The 18,680-nt window shown below is 33.4% G+C and carries 18 protein-coding genes; 14 read left to right on the top strand and 4 right to left on the bottom strand.

What is annotated here, in order from left to right; all coding sequences use genetic code 11:
- Positions 1 to 58 precede the first annotated feature (58 nt).
- On the top strand, positions 59 to 1,270 hold the full coding sequence (locus Q4548_RS09970) for a glycosyltransferase (RefSeq protein WP_303454393.1): 1,212 nt from the start codon (positions 59 to 61) through the stop codon (positions 1,268 to 1,270).
- On the opposite strand, the gene Q4548_RS09965 is transcribed toward Q4548_RS09970, so the two are convergent.
- From Q4548_RS09965 to Q4548_RS09955, 3 genes are all read right to left on the bottom strand, one after another.
- Positions 1,257 to 2,780 carry a glycoside hydrolase family 2 TIM barrel-domain containing protein gene (locus Q4548_RS09965; protein ID WP_336622738.1) on the bottom strand — a complete coding sequence of 508 codons (1,524 nt, stop codon included), beginning with the start codon at positions 2,778 to 2,780 and terminating at the stop codon, positions 1,257 to 1,259. The two genes, Q4548_RS09970 and Q4548_RS09965, sit on opposite strands and share 14 nt — an antisense overlap.
- Complete coding sequence (locus Q4548_RS09960; RefSeq protein ID WP_303454391.1) at positions 2,777 to 3,907, bottom strand: hypothetical protein; 1,131 nt, start codon at positions 3,905 to 3,907, stop codon at positions 2,777 to 2,779. Before Q4548_RS09960 ends, Q4548_RS09965 begins: the two co-directional genes overlap by 4 nt.
- Positions 3,908 to 3,979: 72 nt before the next feature.
- Positions 3,980 to 7,063 carry a hypothetical protein gene (locus Q4548_RS09955; protein WP_303454388.1) on the bottom strand — a complete coding sequence of 1,028 codons (3,084 nt, stop codon included), beginning with the start codon at positions 7,061 to 7,063 and terminating at the stop codon, positions 3,980 to 3,982.
- 174 nt (positions 7,064 to 7,237) lie between these two features.
- Between Q4548_RS09955 and Q4548_RS09950 the strand changes: the two genes are divergently transcribed.
- Positions 7,238 to 7,987 (top strand): glycosyltransferase, encoded by a 750-nt coding sequence (locus Q4548_RS09950; RefSeq protein ID WP_303454386.1) that lies wholly within the window; start codon positions 7,238 to 7,240, stop codon positions 7,985 to 7,987.
- A gap of 78 nt (positions 7,988 to 8,065) precedes the next feature.
- Here Q4548_RS09950 and Q4548_RS09945 read toward each other — a convergent pair whose 3' ends face one another.
- Positions 8,066 to 8,650: a riboflavin synthase gene (locus Q4548_RS09945; RefSeq protein WP_303454384.1), complete on the bottom strand. Its 585-nt coding sequence runs from the start codon at positions 8,648 to 8,650 to the stop codon at positions 8,066 to 8,068.
- Between the two features lie 50 nt (positions 8,651 to 8,700).
- Here Q4548_RS09945 and pdxA point away from each other — a divergent pair, with 50 nt between their 5' ends.
- The 12 genes from pdxA to eno all read left to right on the top strand — a co-directional run bounded on the left by pdxA (position 8,701) and on the right by eno (position 18,604).
- Complete coding sequence (gene pdxA / locus Q4548_RS09940; RefSeq protein ID WP_303454381.1) at positions 8,701 to 9,738, top strand: 4-hydroxythreonine-4-phosphate dehydrogenase PdxA; 1,038 nt, start codon at positions 8,701 to 8,703, stop codon at positions 9,736 to 9,738.
- A 72-nt stretch (positions 9,739 to 9,810) separates the two neighbouring features.
- Positions 9,811 to 10,335 carry a DUF177 domain-containing protein gene (locus Q4548_RS09935; RefSeq protein ID WP_303454379.1) on the top strand — a complete coding sequence of 175 codons (525 nt, stop codon included), beginning with the start codon at positions 9,811 to 9,813 and terminating at the stop codon, positions 10,333 to 10,335.
- A 12-nt stretch (positions 10,336 to 10,347) separates the two neighbouring features.
- The gene (rpmF, locus tag Q4548_RS09930) at positions 10,348 to 10,542 is read left to right on the top strand and encodes a 50S ribosomal protein L32 (protein WP_010135057.1); all 195 of its coding nucleotides are present in this window, start codon (positions 10,348 to 10,350) and stop codon (positions 10,540 to 10,542) included.
- 166 nt (positions 10,543 to 10,708) lie between these two features.
- On the top strand, positions 10,709 to 11,704 hold the full coding sequence (locus Q4548_RS09925) for a beta-ketoacyl-ACP synthase III (protein WP_303454376.1): 996 nt from the start codon (positions 10,709 to 10,711) through the stop codon (positions 11,702 to 11,704).
- A 50-nt stretch (positions 11,705 to 11,754) separates the two neighbouring features.
- Positions 11,755 to 12,243 carry an acetyl-CoA carboxylase biotin carboxyl carrier protein gene (gene accB / locus Q4548_RS09920; RefSeq protein WP_303454374.1) on the top strand — a complete coding sequence of 163 codons (489 nt, stop codon included), beginning with the start codon at positions 11,755 to 11,757 and terminating at the stop codon, positions 12,241 to 12,243.
- Positions 12,244 to 12,294: 51 nt separating this feature from the next.
- Positions 12,295 to 13,641 (top strand): acetyl-CoA carboxylase biotin carboxylase subunit, encoded by a 1,347-nt coding sequence (gene accC / locus Q4548_RS09915; RefSeq protein WP_303454372.1) that lies wholly within the window; start codon positions 12,295 to 12,297, stop codon positions 13,639 to 13,641.
- A 72-nt stretch (positions 13,642 to 13,713) separates the two neighbouring features.
- Positions 13,714 to 14,673, top strand: a complete 960-nt coding sequence (locus Q4548_RS09910; protein ID WP_303454370.1) for an asparaginase domain-containing protein — start codon at positions 13,714 to 13,716, stop codon at positions 14,671 to 14,673.
- Between the two features lie 106 nt (positions 14,674 to 14,779).
- Positions 14,780 to 15,592 carry a MotA/TolQ/ExbB proton channel family protein gene (locus Q4548_RS09905; RefSeq protein WP_303454368.1) on the top strand — a complete coding sequence of 271 codons (813 nt, stop codon included), beginning with the start codon at positions 14,780 to 14,782 and terminating at the stop codon, positions 15,590 to 15,592.
- Between the two features lie 8 nt (positions 15,593 to 15,600).
- On the top strand, positions 15,601 to 16,041 hold the full coding sequence (locus Q4548_RS09900; protein ID WP_303454366.1) for a hypothetical protein: 441 nt from the start codon (positions 15,601 to 15,603) through the stop codon (positions 16,039 to 16,041).
- Positions 16,042 to 16,051: 10 nt separating this feature from the next.
- On the top strand, positions 16,052 to 16,672 hold the full coding sequence (locus tag Q4548_RS09895) for a biopolymer transporter ExbD (RefSeq protein WP_303454364.1): 621 nt from the start codon (positions 16,052 to 16,054) through the stop codon (positions 16,670 to 16,672).
- 7 nt (positions 16,673 to 16,679) lie between these two features.
- Complete coding sequence (locus tag Q4548_RS09890; RefSeq protein ID WP_303454362.1) at positions 16,680 to 17,153, top strand: biopolymer transporter ExbD; 474 nt, start codon at positions 16,680 to 16,682, stop codon at positions 17,151 to 17,153.
- Between the two features lie 158 nt (positions 17,154 to 17,311).
- On the top strand, positions 17,312 to 18,604 hold the full coding sequence (gene eno / locus Q4548_RS09885) for a phosphopyruvate hydratase (RefSeq protein ID WP_303454360.1): 1,293 nt from the start codon (positions 17,312 to 17,314) through the stop codon (positions 18,602 to 18,604).
- Positions 18,605 to 18,680 lie beyond the last annotated feature (76 nt).

The raw sequence follows: 18,680 nt of genomic DNA, 5'->3' as shown, positions 1-18,680 counted from the left end.
CTGAAATAAAAACTGAATTTAAGAAGTAATTTTACATAAAAATAAAAACACACTCACGATGAAACTAGCTATTGTAACTTCTTACCCCCCAAGTAAAGTAACGTTAAACGAATATGCTTATCATTTAGTAAAGCATTTTAGACAAAAAGAACAAATAACAGAAATTGTGTTGTTAACGGATAAAACTCCCGAAGCAAAAGACATCACTTTTGAAGAACAAGGATGTACCATCACAGTCAAAGAATGTTGGGAGTTCAACAGTTATAAAAATATTTTGAGCGTATCTAAAGCCGTGAGTCAGACCAAGCCAGATGTGGTGATGTTCAACTTGCAATTTATGAAGTTTGGAGATAAAAAATTAGCAGCAGCTTTAGGGTTGATGCTGCCTTTATTGCTAAAACTTAAAAAAGTACCAACACTTGTTTTGTTACACAATATATTAGAAGAGGTAGATTTAGGAACAGCAGGTTTTACATCTAATAAAATGATGCAAAAACTTTACGGTTTTATTGGAACTACACTTACGAAATTGATTTTACAGGCAGATACTGTAATTGTAACGATGGAAAAATATGTGAAAATATTAGAAGCTAAGTATAAAAAAGACAATATTGTAGTAATTCCTCACGGGACTTTTGAGATTCCAGAAACACCTAATTTTGAAACTCCAGAAGGTCCTTTGCAAATTATGACTTTTGGTAAGTTTGGTACTTACAAAAAAGTAGAGATGATGATAGAAGCTGTGGAACTTATTAAAAACAGAACAAAATTAGATTTAGAGGTTGTAATTGCGGGAACAGACAACCCTAATGTACCAGGATATTTAAAAGGAGTAGAAGAAAAATACAAGAATTTGTCTAACATTCGTTTTACAGGATATGTAGAAGAAAATCAAGTAGAAAAATTGTTTCAAGAAAGTGCTATGGTTGTGTTTCCTTACACTTCGACAACAGGAAGTTCAGGAGTTTTACACCAGGCAGGTAGTTACGGTAAAGCAGTAGTAATGCCAGATTTAGGAGATTTAGCTTTATTGGTACAAGAAGAAGGATATGAAGGGGAGTTTTTTGACCCTACGAGCGTTGAAAGTTTGGCAGATGCTATACAGAAAATTGCTGAAGATGAGTCGTACAGAAAAAGGTTAGGAAAAACAAATTACAAAGCTGCAACTGCTTTTCCAATGTCAATGATAACCGAATTGTATTTAATGAACTTTGAGGCTATTTTACCAGTAAGTAGAGAAATGCATATGTGCACTCCTAATATGCAGTAATGTATTGAAAAGACTTTTTTCTTTTCCCTTTACTGTCAATAAAACCAAAATGTTTTTGATTATTTTTTCTCCAAGGCAGTTTACCCACAACAGCTTTGGGGATTTTTGTAAAGTCATAGAGTGTCCAAGAAATATATTCAATATTATTTTCAATCGCTATTTCTTGAAAATGTTTGTAATACCTTGCTTGCTCATCTTCGTTGTGTCCAAATGGATTCCAAAAACCTTTATAGGATGAAATTCCATATTCTCCTAAAACAATCTTTTTGTTGGGGATTTCTAATTGTAATTTTTGATACTTTTCTGATAATAGATTTAGATCTTCGTAGTAATGAAAAGATACAAAATCAACATTTTCTTGCAGTAAAGTAGCACTAGTAATATCAGACCAACCAATGGTTACAGGGTGTGTAGTATCTGCGGATTTTACAGTGAAAATAATTTGATCCAACCAAGAGAGTACATTTTCTTTTCCTCTAGATTCAAAGTCTAAATTAGGTTCGTTTTTTACATCCCAAGCTAACAATGCAGGATGATTTTTACAAGCATTTACAATTGTGGTTGCGTGTTTGTTGTTTAGTGTCCAATCCAATACATCGTAATTTCCATAAAAATCAAAAAGTGTGATGATGACTCCTAGGTTTTTATTTTGAGCTATGTCTAAAACCTTTTGTAGCTTGATTAATTTTTCTGGTTTTACATCAGATTTTCCAAAATCTTCATATTGAATAAATATTCGAATTGTATTCAGTCCTACATTTTTCAAAATTTCAAAATCAGCAGCAATAATTTTAGGATCAAATTCATCACCAAACATGTCCCAAGGAGTGTCTTGTGGGTAATAATTGATTCCTTTGATGGTTTGAGTTAATGTTTTATTTACAAGGTTTTGGTTAGGGTTTTGTGTAGGGTTATTTTTTAAAATATGTCTAATTCTCCAAAAACCATCTTCTAACAAAAGTAAAATACGATAGGTATTTGTTTCCGTTGTTTCTAGTTGTAATTCTTGTTGATGGTAAATTTGTTTGTGCTCTTTTACATTAGAATCTGTCAAGACTACAAGTTGTCCATCTTCGCTAAAAAATTCAAGAGAAATATCATGTGCTAAAGTAGTAGACTTGATACTTGTGTTGTTTTTTTTGTTGGTTGCTAAAGCTTTTGAAATAGTTTTTAGTGCGCTCTTAGTGTAATAATCTTTGAGTCCTTTTGTGGTGTTTTTTTCAAAAGCTACATGTTTAACATACCAAGCATTTAAATAATCTTTTTCAATTCTTTGCAAGGTGTTTTCATCCATTGCTCTTCCAGGGTTTTGATTTGTTTTCCAAACAATTTCTGGTTGATAATGAACAGTTTCATGAATTTTATTGTGTAGCATTAAATTTCTATCTGCTCCTGTATTTAAATAAGCAAAAACAGCGCTCAGTCCATATAAAATTAGAGCAGTAACGGTTGCGTAAATAACAATCAATGTTGTTTTTATGGCGTTTTTGTGTATGCTGATACTCATCATTTGTTGTTAATTTGTAAGGTTTTGTCAATTTCTGCCGCTTGTACAGTTACACTATAGCTTGTGTTGGGTTCTAAAAGTGTTGATACATCAAAAACAGCAAAACCATTTTCTGTCTGAGTGGTCTTTTGATGGATTTTTAGAGGATTATTTTTTTGATACAATTCTAGTTTTACTATAAGTCCATCGGGTAATATTTGATTCATAAAACTTTGAAAAGGACCTACTACAATAGATTTTTCTTTTTTAGAAAAACGAATGTTGTAATCTTTAACAGCGCTTAGAAAAGTTAATTCAATAACATCACTTTCAGAAAATCCATCAACAAAAGCATGTACTTTCCATACATCGCTGTGGTCAGGGTGAATCATTTGAGCTGTTGCCACCCCATTGATAGTAGTTCCTTGTGTTTGCAACAAACTTCCAGATCTATTTAAGATGTTAAATTTTACCAAAGTTCCATCAGCAATTGTGTTTTGGTATAGGTCTTGAATAACGGCTGTTTTAAAGTTGGTGATTTGATTTCCGTCTCCGTAATTGTGGATTCTACTAGCAGAAATCGTGAAATTATCAGGAGCAGCAGGAACAATTTCCAGGCTATATTCTTTGGAGTTTAACGTCATGCATTCAGAGCTGATAAGAGCTCTTCCTGTTTTTATACCTCCAGTAATGTATTGATACGCGAACATTCCGTCAAACAGCAATTTAGTTGTTGTGTTTTGGTTGTTGTGTTTTTTGTGAATTAGAATAGGAGTATTTTTAGCAACAGGATTGTTTAGGCTGTCTGTTGGAATAGTGACCAGCATGGCTACTTCTTCATTTCCTACTTGAATGCTTGGAGGTCCTAAATAGGTTTCTATGGCAGAAGTTTGTGGGTTTGGCTGTATTAAAATGGCTCCTTTTGTATTGGAAAGTTGCTGAGTGAGTTGCCAGTGAACTGATCCTGATTTTTGAATGATAAAATCAGGGAAAGTATAACTAGTTATGTTGTTTTTGGTTGTTGGATAAACAAGTGTGTTGGTGTAACTATTGTTGCAGTACAAAGCGGTTTCAGGTTTAGGCATGTTCTTAAATTGAAGCACAATGTTTTGTCCTGCAAAATATTCTGTTTGGTCGGTTAATAAAGACATCTTTTTATTTTGAGCTGTGGTGCCCTGAATAAAGAATAGTAAAAAGACGATATGTAGGATAAATTGTTTCATTTAGTAGGGAACTCCTGTGTAATTGTTGATTTCTATTTTGACAAAAGAATAGTTTGGGTGTTGTATTTTTTGCAAGTTGAAATTGGTTTGATTCAAACGTTGCTTGCTAATAACACTTGAAATAGCTTTGTTGGGCAATCCGTTTACAAAACAATTTTCCATACTTTCATTGATCACTTCTGTCGGTTTTTGAGAAATAGGATACTTAAAAAAATGTTTGCGTTGTTGTCTAACTCCTTCAATTACATAAATATCGTCTACAAAAACAGGTCGTCTATTTTCATCATAATAAGTAATGATAAGTTGAGGTATGGTAGATTGCCTAATCCCACTGTTAAATAAAGAACCTGAGATAGCATCTTTCTCAAATTTTAAATCTGATAGCGCAACTTTTTTATACAAATCAGAACCAGATACATTTCCAGCAGCTTGCAAGTTGAATTTAGAAGGTTGTTCTTTAAAATTTATTTCTGTAAACTCATCAGGGTTGAAAGTTTTTGGAGCATTCTCTTTAGGATTTAGCCAAGCAATTCCCTCAAAATCTATTTTAAAAGAAGTGGTTTCTTTGGGTAGTAACTTGTGTTTTATTTGATCTTTGGCATTGTAGCTAGCCAGTTGAATACTATTTTCATTGTACAGAGTTCCTTTTAATACTACGTCAGCGGGTACATTGTCTATGTTCTGAATTTCTCCAATAATGGAGTATTTGCCATTGTGTTTGATCAATTTTGCATTTAGAACTTCCAAAACAGGTTGTTTCAAAATATCTTCATGATACGTTTGCTCAGTTGTTATTCGTCGTCTTCCTTGGTTGAAAAATTTAGGAATATTCTCTACAAATAATTGATCTGGAGGTAAGTCTGTGTTGGTTTTTTCAGGGTCTACATACCATTTGTTATCGATTTTAACGAGTTTTTTAAAAGTACTGTCTTGAATTTTTTCTAGAGCAGTAATCCATTTGGTTTTTACTTTAATGGTAGCAGTACTGTCTGTTCTGTTTATAAAGTCAATATCAATTTCATCCATTTTAGCATAAGAGCTTAAAAGTCCATCTGTAACCGCTATTTGCAACATGTATTGTGCAATAGAAATTTTAGAATTAGGATTGATGAGTTTGTGGGCTTTTTCAAAACGTTTAAAATCTAGTGCATCATAATAAGATAATATTGCGTTTTCTGGAGTTTTTTGAGAATCATTTTTAATGTAAAAAGAATAACAAGTAATCCCAACAATAATTAGAATTAGTACAGCCCATCCTTGTAAAATATAAAGCAATCCACGGGGTATTTTATGGGCAATGTAGGAGTTTTTGATGTAAACAAGGTTTGTGGATTTTTTTGTTTTTAGAGTTCTGGTCAGTACACTTCTTATGTTGATTAGAAAAGCAAAAATAACAGTGAGTAGCGGAACTGTTCCCCAATGAATTTTTTGCCAAGTGGCTACATCAATCCTAGGTAATATAACACTAATGGGAGGAATGTTCAGTTTTTCCCAGACCATGATTCCGTTTTCTAATTGTCTTAGTCGTTGCCATCCACAGAAATACAAAATAGGATCGTAGAATTTATCGTTGGAAAAAATATATTTCAAATTGTATTTTTCCGGAACGGTTAAAAATTGTTGCAAAGAGCCAATTCCCTCAATTCCTTTAAATTTTGAATTTTCCAGTCGTTCAATAGCTCTTGTTGTTAATTCAGGCAGTCTTCTGGCAGAGTGATAATTTCCATCAACCGTTAAGGCTTTTGTGTTTGCAGACAGCCAAGCCATTTGATCTCCAAAGCCCAAAGTCAAATATCTCCATTGATCATGTTGATCTTGGTTTAGGAAATTGACAATAGGAAGAATTTTTATTTTTTGAGGCTGAGAAGGTCTAAAATATCCAAGACTAATTGTGAAAATGGCCATGAAAAGAAAAGCAATGGCTAAAAATGCACCGCTAATTCTGTGAAATAAAGATCCAAAAGATTTCTGAACTCGTTCTTTTAAGTCGGTTTGTGCAAATCTATAAATAAATTCTCCCACCATGGGTAGCGACATGATGGCTGCCCAAAGTGTAAATCTGTCAAGGGTTAAGATGTTGAAGGCATTTTCTCCCAAAATAATTTTAGGCAGTGGAGTTGTTCCACCAGTACCTAACAAAGTAAGCATGAATAAAGAAATTCCAAAACAAATAAAACGTTTGCTGTGGTATCTGTAAAAGATATATGGTAGCAGAAATAAAACAGCTCCCCATGGAATTAAAAAGAAAACCAAGCCGGATGAAGTAACTTCTATAAAACTATCTCTAGATCCGTGTGGAATTGGAACTTGTGTGATGGGATTGTTTTTAGAATTGATCCAATAAGGTAGCAAACAACCAATGATGATTGCCAGAGCAGAAAAACCAAAGGCTAGTATTCTTGGTAGTAAATCTTTCAACCCTGTTAAGAAGTTTAAAAAAGTTACGTTTTTAATACCTCCAGCTTTTTCAGTAGCATGATCAATCACAGTGGTTCCGATAAGTGGAAAGATAAAAAACACCATTCCAAAAATAGGAGTTACATGATGAGAGGTTACTGTAACGGATATTAAAGAGATGGAAGTAAAAAAATGTTTGAGTTCTCCTTTTTTAAGCCAAGTATAGATTTCGGGCAAAGCGTGTAAAAGTATAGAGACTCCTATAATGCTGGGTAATTGACCGAACAGATGCAGAGTTTCTATAAAGGTAGATGACAAGGTAGCAACAATTGCAGCAAAACCTGCGGAAGATCTGTTGGAGGTAATCAGCAAAGAAAAACGATATACTCCCGTGATGTACAACACAACAGCAACTAAAGCTAGTGAGAACAGCCCAAATTTTAAGCCTCCTATAAAAGATAACAAGGCAATGGTTTGATGTACCAATGGCGGATAACTCATAACGGTGAATCCAGTGTACCATTTAAAGTTCCACGGTTCAAACCAACTTTGTGAGTAATGCTCTGCAAAAAACAAATGAATAAGTGCATCGTACGTGTTCTCTAATGTAAAGAACATAGCGGATCCATGAAAAATCAACCCAATTAAAAGGGCGGTAATAAGGTATTTGTTTGTGCTTTGTTTCATGTACTGTCAGTCGTCTCTCCGTTCATCTAAAGATATAATATTGTTTTGTATCGATAAAAGGTTTTATCGGAGGTTTTCTGACATTCAACGGAAGGAGTCCCCGTCTAATCTAAAATGCTAAAAAACAGACTCGTTAGTGAAGTAATTTTGGGGTATAATTAAAAACTATCAGTCATGAAAACGGGAATTATCATACCATGTTACAACGAAGCTAAAAGATTAAATACAAAAGCATTTGCTGAATTTGCAAATAACCATAACGATTTTCATATTTGTTTTGTAAACGATGGAAGCTCAGATAATACCTTAGAGGTTTTAGAGAGTGTTGAAAAATGTTCTCCAGAAAACATTAGTGTAATAGATGTAAAAATAAACGCAGGAAAAGCTGCAGCCGTAAGATCGGGAGTAAAATACTTACAACAATTTGAGGATGTTTCTTATGTAGGTTTTATTGATGCAGATTTGTCTACAGATTTTGAAGATTTTAAAAACTTGGTAAAAACATTAAAATCAAATGAAGATTTGACTTTTGTTTATGGATCTAGAGGAAAAGGTGAGGGAGAAATAGAAAGAAACTTTTTTAGAAATGTTTTTTCTAAAATTATCAAATCAATTGTGTTTTTAATCTTAGGATTGCCAATTGAAGATACTCAATGTGGAGCAAAAGTATTCAAAAAAGAAATTATCAACATTGCATACGGAAGAACTTTCTTAACACGTTGGTTGTTTGATGTGGAGATTTTTATTAGACTGAAAGAATACTACGGATCTAAAGAAGTAATGACTAAAATTTATGAACAACCATTAACAAGATGGGTTCATGTTGACGATTCTAAATTGGGTATGAAAGATGCAATCCAAATTCCTTACAAATTATTGTCAATCTGGTTTTCATATAGTGTTTTAAACTTATCAGCTAGTTAAGATAAAAGGGTATAAAATAATAGAAAAGGGTCGCTTTTAGATAAAGCGACCCTTTTTTGATGTGGTGTTTAAAAAAGGTTACAAGTTGGATATTTTCTTTACGTATTTTCCAATAACATCAAACTCAAGGTTTACAATGGTGCCAACTTTGTAGTTTTTAAAACGAGTGTGTTCTAATGTGTAGGGAATAATAGCAACGCTAAAAGTATTTGTACCAGAATTTACTACCGTTAAACTTGTACCATCTATAGTTATAGAACCTTTTTCAATGGTAATGTTTCCTGAATTTTGATTGTATTCAAAGCTGAAAATATAACTTCCGTCTTTGTTCTCAATATTTGTACAAGTTCCTACCTGGTCTACATGTCCTTGTACCATATGTCCATCCAACCGATCACCTAACTTCATGGCTCTTTCTAAATTAACCTCTTCGTCTAGTTGTAATGTGTTTAGATTTGTTTTTTCAAGAGTTTCAGCAATAGCCGTAACAGTATATTCGTTTTGGTCTATGTTTACAACCGTTAAACAGACTCCATTGTGCGCTACACTTTGGTCTATTTTTAATTGGTTTGTAATATCTGAGGATACGGTAATGTGCAAATTAGTGTTTTCAGTGGTTAAGTTTTTAACAACACCCTTGGTTTCAATAATTCCTGTAAACATTATATATATTGTTTTAAATGACTAATTTCGTACCCCAAAAGTACTACATAATGGAAGATAATTATACGATAAAAGTTGGAATTTCCGTTGGAGATTTGAATGGAATAGGCATAGAATTGATTTTAAAAACATTTGAAGACAAGAGAATGTATGAGTTGTGTACTCCTGTGGTTTTTGCTTCAGACAAATCTATTGCTTATTATAAAAAAGAGTTGAAATACAATTATCCTGTTTATAACATTTCAGATGTTTCAAAAGTTCAAAAAGGAAAGCTAAATGTCGTAAACGTATGGAACGATTTTGTGGAGCTAAAACCAGGAGTTCCTACAGAAGATTCTGGAAAAAAAGCATTTGAGTCTTTAGAGGCGGCAACCAATGCTTTGGTGAGTGGAGATGTAGATGTATTGTTAACTGCACCTATTAGTAAAGAAAATATTCAGTCAGAAGAATTTAATTTTCCAGGACACACAGAGTATTTAGAGTCTAAAATAGAAGGAGAGAGTTTGATGATTTTAATGTCTGATGAAATTAAAATAGGATTGGTAACGGGACATATTCCTGTATCGGAAGTCTCAAGTAGTTTGTCAAAAGAATTGATTAGTAAGAAAATTGATATTATGTACCAATCATTATTGCAAGATTTTGGTGTTTCAAAACCTAAAATAGCAGTTTTGGGATTGAATCCTCATTGTGGAGATCATGGTGTGATTGGAAAAGAAGATGATGAGTTGATTCGTCCATTATTAGAAGAATATCAAGAAAAAGGAAAGTTGGTGTATGGACCTTATGCTGCGGATGGTTTTTTTGGAAATCAAACTTATTTAAAATTTGATGGAGTGATTTCTATGTATCACGATCAAGGATTGGTAGGTTTTAAAGCCGTTTCGTTTGGGAAAGGAGTCAATTTTACTGCTGGGTTAAAAAAAGTAAGAGTATCTCCAGATCATGGAACCGCATTTGATTTGGCTGGAAAAGGAATGGCAAATGAGTCTTCTTTTAAGGAGGCTTTAGAAAAGGGTATTTTTATCGCAAATAAAAGAAAAGAGTATCTAGGACTAACTGAAAACAGTTTAAAAGTTAAAAAGTAATAAATTAACACTTTAGGTTTTGAATCAATAAAATGTTTTTATATCTTCGCGGGCTCAAATTGATGTTTTAAGATGAAACCTTTTAAAGAATATAAGATTCCTTTTGTAGGATTGAAAGAAGGAAAACACCATTTTGATTTTCAGATAGATAAAAAGTTCTTTGATGCTTTTGAATTTGATGAGTATGGAGAAGTGGATTTTAAAGTAGGTTTAGAGCTAACTAAAAAAATCACTTTTATGGAGTTGGAATTTGTAGCGAATGGTACTGTAAGAGTTCCATGCGATGTTACAGGAGAAGACTTTGATATGGAAGTAAACGGTTCTTTATCGTTGGTGGTTAAGTTTGGAGAAACTTTTAACAACGAATTAGAGGATTTGTTAATTCTTCCTCAGGGAGCTTATCAAGTAGAAGTACAACAATATATTTATGAATTGATAGTGTTGTCCGTACCTCAGAAGAGAGTAAAGCCTGGAGTTTCTTCAAAAGAAATTAAAGGGGTAGAAGAATTAGAAAAAAAACTGAAAAAGGAATCAAAGAAAAAAGAAAGTTCTGATCCAAGATGGGATCAATTAAAACAATTATTAGATAAAAAATAAAAATTTATAGCAATGGCACATCCAAAGAGAAAAATCTCAAAAACAAGAAGAGATAAAAGAAGAACTCATTACAAAGCTGTAGCTCCTCAAGTTGCTGTAGATCCAACTACTGGAGAAGCACACTTGTATCACAGAGCTCACTGGAACGAAGGAAAATTATATTATAGAGGACAAGTTGTAATCGATGCTACAGAAGCAGAAGCATAATATAGTCTTTCTATAACTTTTGATATTAAACCCTCATTTTATGAGGGTTTCTTTGTTAAATTCAACCAAACTGAGCAAAAAAAGGAGTTTTTTTAATGAACTTTTAGAAATAAATTTTATTACTTTGGCTCTCAATATTGTTTAAAGATTTCTTAACAATCATTTTATGGCAAAAATAAACGCTGCGATTACAGCTGTTGGAAAATATGTACCTGATTATGTATTGACTAATCAAGAATTAGAAACCATAGTAGATACAAATGACGAGTGGATTACAACGCGTACAGGTATTAAAGAACGTAGAATATTAAAAGATAAAGACAAGCCAACATCGTACTTAGCCATCAAAGCTGCCGAAGATTTAATTCAAAAAAAAGGATTAGATCCTAAAGAAATAGACTTGGTGATTGTAGGAACAGTAACTCCAGACATGAACGTTGCATCTACTGCAGTGTTTGTAGCTACAAAAATTGGTGCTGTAAATGCCTTTGGTTATGATTTGCAAGCGGCCTGTTCTAGTTTTTTGTATGCAATGTCTACTGCAGCTGCTTATGTTGAGTCTGGTAGGTACAAAAAAGTATTGATAATTGGAGCAGACAAAATGTCTTCTATTATAGATTATAAAGACAGAGCTACCTGTATCATTTTTGGTGATGGGGCAGGAGCTGCGTTGATGGAACCAAATCAAGAAGGATTAGGATTGCAAGACGAATACTTAAGAAGTGATGGAGTTGGTAGAGAGTTTTTGTTAATGGAAGCAGGAGGTTCTTTAAACCCTGCTACTCATGAAACAATAGACAATAAGCAACACTTTATTAGACAAGAAGGTCGTACAGTGTTTAAATATGCTGTTTCTAACATGGCAAATGCTGCTGTTAAAATTTTAGAAAGAAATAATTTAACCAATGAAGATGTAGATTGGTTGGCTGCACATCAGGCAAATAAGAGAATTATTGAAGCTACAGCAAACAGAATAGAATTGAATAAAGAAAAGGTAATGATGAATATCCAAAATTATGGAAATACAACATCTGGTACATTACCTTTATTATTAGCAGACTATGAAAAACAATTGAAAAAAGGAGACAATATTGTGTTTGCTGCTTTTGGAGGAGGTTTTACATGGGGGGCTATATACTTAAAATGGGCTTATAACTCATAAGCATTAATAATTATTTATTTTATAAAGCAACTTACTTAATATAATTTATTATGGAATTAAAGGACATTCAGAATTTGATAAAATTCGTAGCTAGATCTGGAGCAAACGAAGTGAAATTAGAAATGGAAGATATTAAAATCACCATTAAAACGGGTGAGGGTAAAACGGAGTCTACCATTATACAACACACTTCACCTATAACAATGGGAGCTCCTGTTGCACAGCAGGCACCTATACAAACTCCTACGCCTGTTGTTGAGGTTTCTTCTGCGGCACCTTCTGAAAGTGAAGATTCAAAATATGTAACAATCACATCCCCAATGATTGGAACTTTCTATAGAAAACCATCACCAGACAAAGCTTTATTTGTTGAAGTTGGAGACACGGTACAACCAGATTCTATTGTATGTGTTATAGAAGCGATGAAATTGTTTAACGAAATTGAATCTGAGGTTTCAGGTAAAATCGTAAAAATATTAGTAGAAGATAGTACTCCAGTAGAATTTGGACAACCATTATTCTTGGTAGACCCATCATAAACTATTTGATGGATTTTATAGTAGAATACTAATTTTTCTAAAAAAAGAACAATGTTTAAAAAAATATTAATAGCCAATCGAGGTGAAATTGCTTTACGCGTTATTAGAACGTGTAGAGAAATGGGAATTAAAACGGTTGCTGTCTATTCTACAGCAGATCAGGATAGTTTGCATGTTCGTTTTGCCGATGAAGCAGTTTGTATTGGACCTGCTCCTAGTTCAGAATCTTATTTAAAGATGGTGAATATTATTGCAGCAGCTGAGATTACCAATGCAGATGCAATTCACCCAGGATATGGATTTTTATCAGAAAATGCTAAGTTTTCTAAATTGTGTGATGATCATCAAATAAAATTTATTGGAGCATCACCAGAAATGATCAACAGAATGGGAGACAAAGCAAATGCGAAGTCTACTATGATTGCTGCTGGAGTACCATGTGTACCAGGTAGTGAAGGTGTGATTCAAGATTTTGAGCAATGTGAAAAAGTTGCTTTGGAAACAGGATATCCTGTAATGTTAAAAGCATCAGCCGGTGGTGGTGGTAAAGGTATGCGTGCTGTTTGGAAGGCAGAAGATTTAAGAGATGCTTGGGATTCTGCACGTCATGAATCTAAAGCTGCTTTTGGAAATGATGACATGTACATGGAGAAGCTAATTGAGGAGCCTCGCCACATTGAAATTCAAATTGTAGGAGATGCTTACGGTAAAGCATGTCATTTATCAGAAAGAGATTGTTCTGTACAACGTCGTCATCAAAAGTTAACAGAAGAAACACCTTCTCCTTTCATGACAGATGAGCTAAGAGAAGCAATGGGAAAGGCTGCGGTTTCTGCTGCTGAATATATCAAATACGAAGGAGCTGGTACAGTTGAATTCTTGGTAGATAAGCACAGAAATTTTTACTTTATGGAAATGAATACTCGTATTCAAGTTGAACACCCAATTACAGAAGAAGTTGTGGATTTTGATTTGATTAGAGAACAAATTTCTGTAGCTGCAGGAATTCCAATTTCAGGAAAAAATTATTTTCCAAAATTACATTCTATCGAGTGCAGAATAAATGCTGAAGATCCTTTCGCAGGTTTTAGACCTGCTCCAGGTAAAATTACATCGTTTCATGCACCAGGAGGACATGGGGTTCGTTTAGACACACATGTGTATGCAGGTTATACAATTCCACCTAATTACGATTCAATGATTGCAAAATTAATTACAACGGCTCAAACAAGAGAAGAAGCAATTAGCAAAATGAAACGTGCTTTGGATGAATTTATCATTGAAGGTGTCAAAACAACAATCCCTTTCCATAGACAATTAATGGATCATCCTGATTATGTTGCAGGAGATTATACTACTAAATTTATGGAAGACTTTGTGATTGAGAAACCAATCTAAAATTAACCTTAAAATATATAATAAAAAACGAAAGCTAAAATTAGCTTTCGTTTTTTTTGTTAAATTCATCTTATGAAAATTTTAGTTATTTATACAGGAGGAACTATCGGGATGGTAAAAGATGAGGTAAATGAATCTTTAAAACCCGCAGGAGTTGAGCCTATAAAAGAATACGTGACAGGTCAATTAGATTTGAAAAATATAGACTTTAAATCAACAAAAGAACCAATAGATTCTTGCAATTTTGGAATGGAGTATTATTTTGAGTTGGCTACAATTGTGGAACAAAATTACTCTAATTATGATTCGTTTTTAATTTTGATGGGAACCGATACGATGGCCTATGTAAGTTCCTTGTTAAGTTATTGCATTTCAGGGTTGGACAAATCGATTGTTTTTACAGGAGGGCAATTGCCACTTATGGAAGATAATTCGGATAGTAAATTAAATTTAAAAGGAGCTTTGTTGGGAATGTTACAAGATGAATTTCCGAAAGAAGTAGGTCTTTATTTTAATGAAAAATGGTTCCGGGCGGTAGAAGTTACCAAAGTAGATTCCCAAAATAATGATGCTTATATGGTTCCAAATTCAGGGAATTTAATGGTGGATTTTTCGCAAGATAGTTTTCACATCGAAAAAAAAATAGAAAGTAAAATTGTTGTTTTTAAGTTAAATCCATTTTATAATAATGATTTGTTAAAGCTTGTTTTAGCCTCCGATTCAATTACAGGACTCGTGTTAGAAGCTTTTGGAATGGGTAATTTTCCCGATTTTGACAAAGAATTACAACAATTATTTGTTGATAAAATAAGCAAAGGATTAAAAGTTGTGATTGTAACTCAATGTTTAAGAGGGGGTGTTGTTATGGGAAAATACGAAGCAAGCTTAGAAAGCGAAAAGCTAGGTTTTATTAGTGGAGGAGCGTTAACAACGGAATCAGCAATTGCAAAAATGATGTATTTGTCTACAAAAAAACTGAATATTCAAGAATATCAAAGTTTTTTTAGAGAATCTCTTAGAGGTGAGAGTTAAAAATGTTAAGAAGATTTAACAATAGAATATTTTTTAAAGTAAACATTTTTTTGTTACTTGCTCAACGTTTATCAATTATCATTAATAGTATTAATTTAGAATAGAAATGAAAAAAGTTTTTAGTATCCTAGCTATTGCAGGATTAATGTTTTTAGGTACTTCTAATGCATTTGCACAAGAAGAAGGAGCTACTGTAGATTCAACAAGCGTAACAGCAACTGAAACTGTTGCGGAAGAAGAGCCAACACAAGAAACTGCTTCTAGTGAAGAAGCTAAACCAGAAGTAGAAGCAACTTTCCACCAAATTTTAAAACAACGTTTTATTGAAGGGGGTGCTGGATTTATGGGTATTGTATTGGTTGCTTTAATCTTGGGATTGGCAATTGCTATTGAAAGAATTATTTATTTAAACTTAGCTACTACAAATACTAAGAAATTAGTAGCAAAAGTAGACGAAGCATTAGCTTCTGGAGGAATTGAAGCTGCTAAAGATGTTTGTAGAGATACAAAAGGACCTATTGCTTCTATTTTCTACCAAGGTTTGGATAGATCTACTGAAGGAATCGATGCTGCTGAAAAAGCTGTAGTTGGTTACGGAGGAGTTCAAATGGGATTGTTGGAGAAAAACATTTCTTGGTTATCATTATTTATCGCCTTAGCTCCGATGTTAGGATTTATGGGGACAGTTATTGGTATGATTGATGCTTTTGATGCAATTCAAGTAGCAGGAGATATCAACCCAGCAGTAGTTGCAGGAGGTATTAAAGTAGCCTTGTTAACAACTGTATTCGGATTGGTAGTAGCAATTATCTTACAAGTTTTTTATAACATCATTATCGCTAAAGTAGATAGTATTGTGAACAAAATGGAAGATGCTTCTATCTCTTTGATTGACTTATTAGTTAAATACAAAAAATAATAGCAATTATGAGTAGTAAATTATCAAAAATATTAACCATCATAATTCTAGTTATCGCTGTTATTGGTGCTGTATTGTATGCAGGAGTTTTAACATCTGAAGAAGATAGCGTTTACAGCAGTGTAAGTCCTCTAGTAGAGTTTTCTGCATGGTTGTTGTACGCTACATTAGCGATAACAGTTGTATTTGCTGTGGTAAATATTTTCAAGAACCCAGAAGATTTAAAAAAGATTGCAATCAACGTTGCTATTTTAGGACTTGTTTATGTTGTAGCTTACGTTACTGCATCTGATGCAGCAGTATTAGATGTACAAGGACAAATCTTAGAAGGTGGTGAAGCAGGTGCAACTTCTAAATTAATTAGTACAATTATCAACTATAGTGTATACTTAGGAGCAATTGCAATTGCAGTAGTTGGTTTAGGAGCTGTAAAAACAGCAATTAAATAAATAAAAGGATATGGCAAAAAGAGATATACCAGAAATCAATGCAGGTTCAATGGCAGATATTGCTTTCTTGTTGCTTATCTTTTTCTTGGTAACAACAACTATGGATACCGATTCAGGTGTTTTTAGAAAGTTGCCTGAAATTCAACCAGAAGATTTAAATCCTCCTCCAGTTAAACAAAAGAATATTTTTGAAGTTAACATCAACCGTTTTGACCAACTTTTAGTGGAAGACGAAGAAGTTAAAATTGGAGATATTAGACAATTGGCAATTGATTTTATTGACAATGGTGGTGGTAAAACTGCAGATGGTAAAGCATGTGATTATTGTGAAGGAAACAGAGCTGATGATTCATCAGATCATCCTTCTAAGGCAATTATTGCTGTTCAAACTGCCCAAACAACTTCTTACGGAATGTATATTTCTGTTCAGAATGAGTTGTTAGCTGCATACACTGAGTTGAGAAATAGATACGCAAAAAAATATTTAACAGGTAAGTACAAAGGATTGTCTTATACAGACCTTTTAAATATTCAAAAAGCAGATAAAGAAAATCTAGATGTAAAAGCGGCTTTGACCAAAATTAAAGAAGCTTATCCAGAAATTTTATCTGATGCTGAACCCATAAAATAACAAGCAGATGTCTAAATTTGGAAAAAAGAAAAAAGATGTGCCAGCAGTAAATACTGCTGCGTTACCAGATATTGTATTTATGCTTTTGTTTTTCTTTATGGTTGCTACAACTATGCGTGAAACAACACTTTTAATCAAACCACCAAAATTGCCTAGTGCAACAGAAGTGAAAAAGTTAGAGCATAAAAGTTTAGTAAGTACTATATATGTAGGTAAAGCAAAGAATACATCTGAAGGAAAAGGTGATAAAATTCAGTTGAATGATAAGATTGCATCCGTTAGTGACGTTGTAAATTTCATCTATTCTGAAAGAGATAAACACGATGCAGAAGAACAAAAAGCAATGGTAACTTCTATCAAAGCAGATTTGAAAACGAACGTGGGGACTATTTCAGATATCAAACATGAATTAAGAACTATAAATGCCTTAAAGATTAGTTACTCATCCGGTACAGGAGACGTTTCTAATAACTTTAAATAAAAAAAAAGCAGTGTTAAAAACACTGCTTTTTTTTGCTATTATGTGAAAATCTTCCAACGAATAGGTTTTCGAAACTTATTCTTTTAAATTTACAATCAATTTACGATGTTGCGTATCTTGCAGCACAGAAACTTAAATAATAATTAAAATCTATACATATGAGCGTTATAGTTAACATTCACGCAAGACAAATTTTTGACTCGAGAGGTAATCCTACTGTTGAAGTAGATGTAATCACTGAAAATGGTGTTTTAGGTAGAGCTATTGTTCCTTCTGGAGCATCTACAGGAGAGCATGAAGCAGTAGAATTAAGAGACGGTGGATCTGGTTTTATGGGTAAAGGTGTTTTAAACGCTGTTAAAAACGTAAATACAACTCTTGCTGAAGAGTTAATTGGATATTCTGTTTTCGAACAAAATGCTATTGATAAAGCAATGATCGATTTAGATGGAACTCCAAACAAAGCTAAATTAGGAGCTAACGCTATTTTAGGAGTTTCTTTAGCGGTTGCTAAGGCTGCTGCTAATGAATTAGATATGCCTTTGTATCGTTATGTTGGTGGAGTTTCTGCAAACACGTTGCCAGTTCCAATGATGAACATTGTAAATGGAGGTTCTCACTCTGATGCACCTATCGCATTCCAAGAGTTTATGATCATGCCAGTAAAAGCGAAAAATTTTACAGAAGCATTGAAAATGGGTACTGAAATTTTCCACAACTTAAAGAAAATTTTACACGATCGTGATTTGTCTACGGCTGTAGGTGATGAAGGTGGATTTGCTCCAACTTTTGACGGAACAGAAGATGCTATCGAAACTGTATTGTCAGCTATCGAAAAGGCAGGTTACAAGCCAGGTGATGAAGTTATGTTGGCTTTAGATTGTGCTTCTGCTGAATTCTACGAAGGTGGAAACTACAACTATGCTAAATTTGAAGGAGAAGGTGGTGCTGTACGTTCTTCTAAAGAACAAGCTGAGTATTTAGCTGAATTGTCTGCTAAATACCCAATTATCTCTATCGAAGATGGTATGGATGAAAATGACTGGGAAGGATGGAAATATTTAACTGAATTGATTGGAGATAAAGTTCAATTGGTAGGTGATGATTTATTTGTAACAAACGTTGAGCGTTTGTCTACAGGTATTGAAAAAGGTATTGCAAACTCTATCTTGATTAAAGTAAACCAAATTGGTACGTTAACTGAAACTATTGCAGCTGTAAACATGGCACACAATGCTGGTTACACTTCTGTAATGTCTCACCGTTCTGGAGAAACTGAAGATACTACAATTGCTGATTTAGCAGTAGCATTGAATACAGGTCAAATCAAAACTGGTTCCGCTTCACGTTCTGACCGTATGGCTAAATACAATCAATTGTTAAGAATAGAAGAAGAATTAGGAGAGGTTGCTTATTTTCCTCAAACTAAAGCTTTTAAAATCAACAGTTAATATACTGTTTTTATAAAATTTTAAAAAGGCATTCCGTATTACGGAATGCTTTTTTTATGTCTTAGACTTGTGTAGA

It is taken from the genome of Wenyingzhuangia sp. 2_MG-2023, from assembly GCF_030548295.1.
Lineage (GTDB): Bacteria > Bacteroidota > Bacteroidia > Flavobacteriales > Flavobacteriaceae > Wenyingzhuangia.
This window is presented reverse-complemented; position numbering and strand designations above follow the sequence as displayed.

Coding starts and splice junctions, on each gene's coding strand:
- Q4548_RS09970 (WP_303454393.1), top strand. CDS start 59: ATGAAACTAGCTATTGTAACTTCTTACCCCCCAAGTAAAGTAACGTTA.
- Q4548_RS09965 (WP_336622738.1), bottom strand. CDS start 2,780: ATGATGAGTATCAGCATACACAAAAACGCCATAAAAACAACATTGATT.
- Q4548_RS09960 (WP_303454391.1), bottom strand. CDS start 3,907: ATGTCTTTATTAACCGACCAAACAGAATATTTTGCAGGACAAAACATT.
- Q4548_RS09955 (WP_303454388.1), bottom strand. CDS start 7,063: ATGAAACAAAGCACAAACAAATACCTTATTACCGCCCTTTTAATTGGG.
- Q4548_RS09950 (WP_303454386.1), top strand. CDS start 7,238: ATGAAAACGGGAATTATCATACCATGTTACAACGAAGCTAAAAGATTA.
- Q4548_RS09945 (WP_303454384.1), bottom strand. CDS start 8,650: ATGTTTACAGGAATTATTGAAACCAAGGGTGTTGTTAAAAACTTAACC.
- pdxA (WP_303454381.1), top strand. CDS start 8,701: ATGGAAGATAATTATACGATAAAAGTTGGAATTTCCGTTGGAGATTTG.
- Q4548_RS09935 (WP_303454379.1), top strand. CDS start 9,811: ATGAAACCTTTTAAAGAATATAAGATTCCTTTTGTAGGATTGAAAGAA.
- rpmF (WP_010135057.1), top strand. CDS start 10,348: ATGGCACATCCAAAGAGAAAAATCTCAAAAACAAGAAGAGATAAAAGA.
- Q4548_RS09925 (WP_303454376.1), top strand. CDS start 10,709: ATGGCAAAAATAAACGCTGCGATTACAGCTGTTGGAAAATATGTACCT.
- accB (WP_303454374.1), top strand. CDS start 11,755: ATGGAATTAAAGGACATTCAGAATTTGATAAAATTCGTAGCTAGATCT.
- accC (WP_303454372.1), top strand. CDS start 12,295: ATGTTTAAAAAAATATTAATAGCCAATCGAGGTGAAATTGCTTTACGC.
- Q4548_RS09910 (WP_303454370.1), top strand. CDS start 13,714: ATGAAAATTTTAGTTATTTATACAGGAGGAACTATCGGGATGGTAAAA.
- Q4548_RS09905 (WP_303454368.1), top strand. CDS start 14,780: ATGAAAAAAGTTTTTAGTATCCTAGCTATTGCAGGATTAATGTTTTTA.
- Q4548_RS09900 (WP_303454366.1), top strand. CDS start 15,601: ATGAGTAGTAAATTATCAAAAATATTAACCATCATAATTCTAGTTATC.
- Q4548_RS09895 (WP_303454364.1), top strand. CDS start 16,052: ATGGCAAAAAGAGATATACCAGAAATCAATGCAGGTTCAATGGCAGAT.
- Q4548_RS09890 (WP_303454362.1), top strand. CDS start 16,680: ATGTCTAAATTTGGAAAAAAGAAAAAAGATGTGCCAGCAGTAAATACT.
- eno (WP_303454360.1), top strand. CDS start 17,312: ATGAGCGTTATAGTTAACATTCACGCAAGACAAATTTTTGACTCGAGA.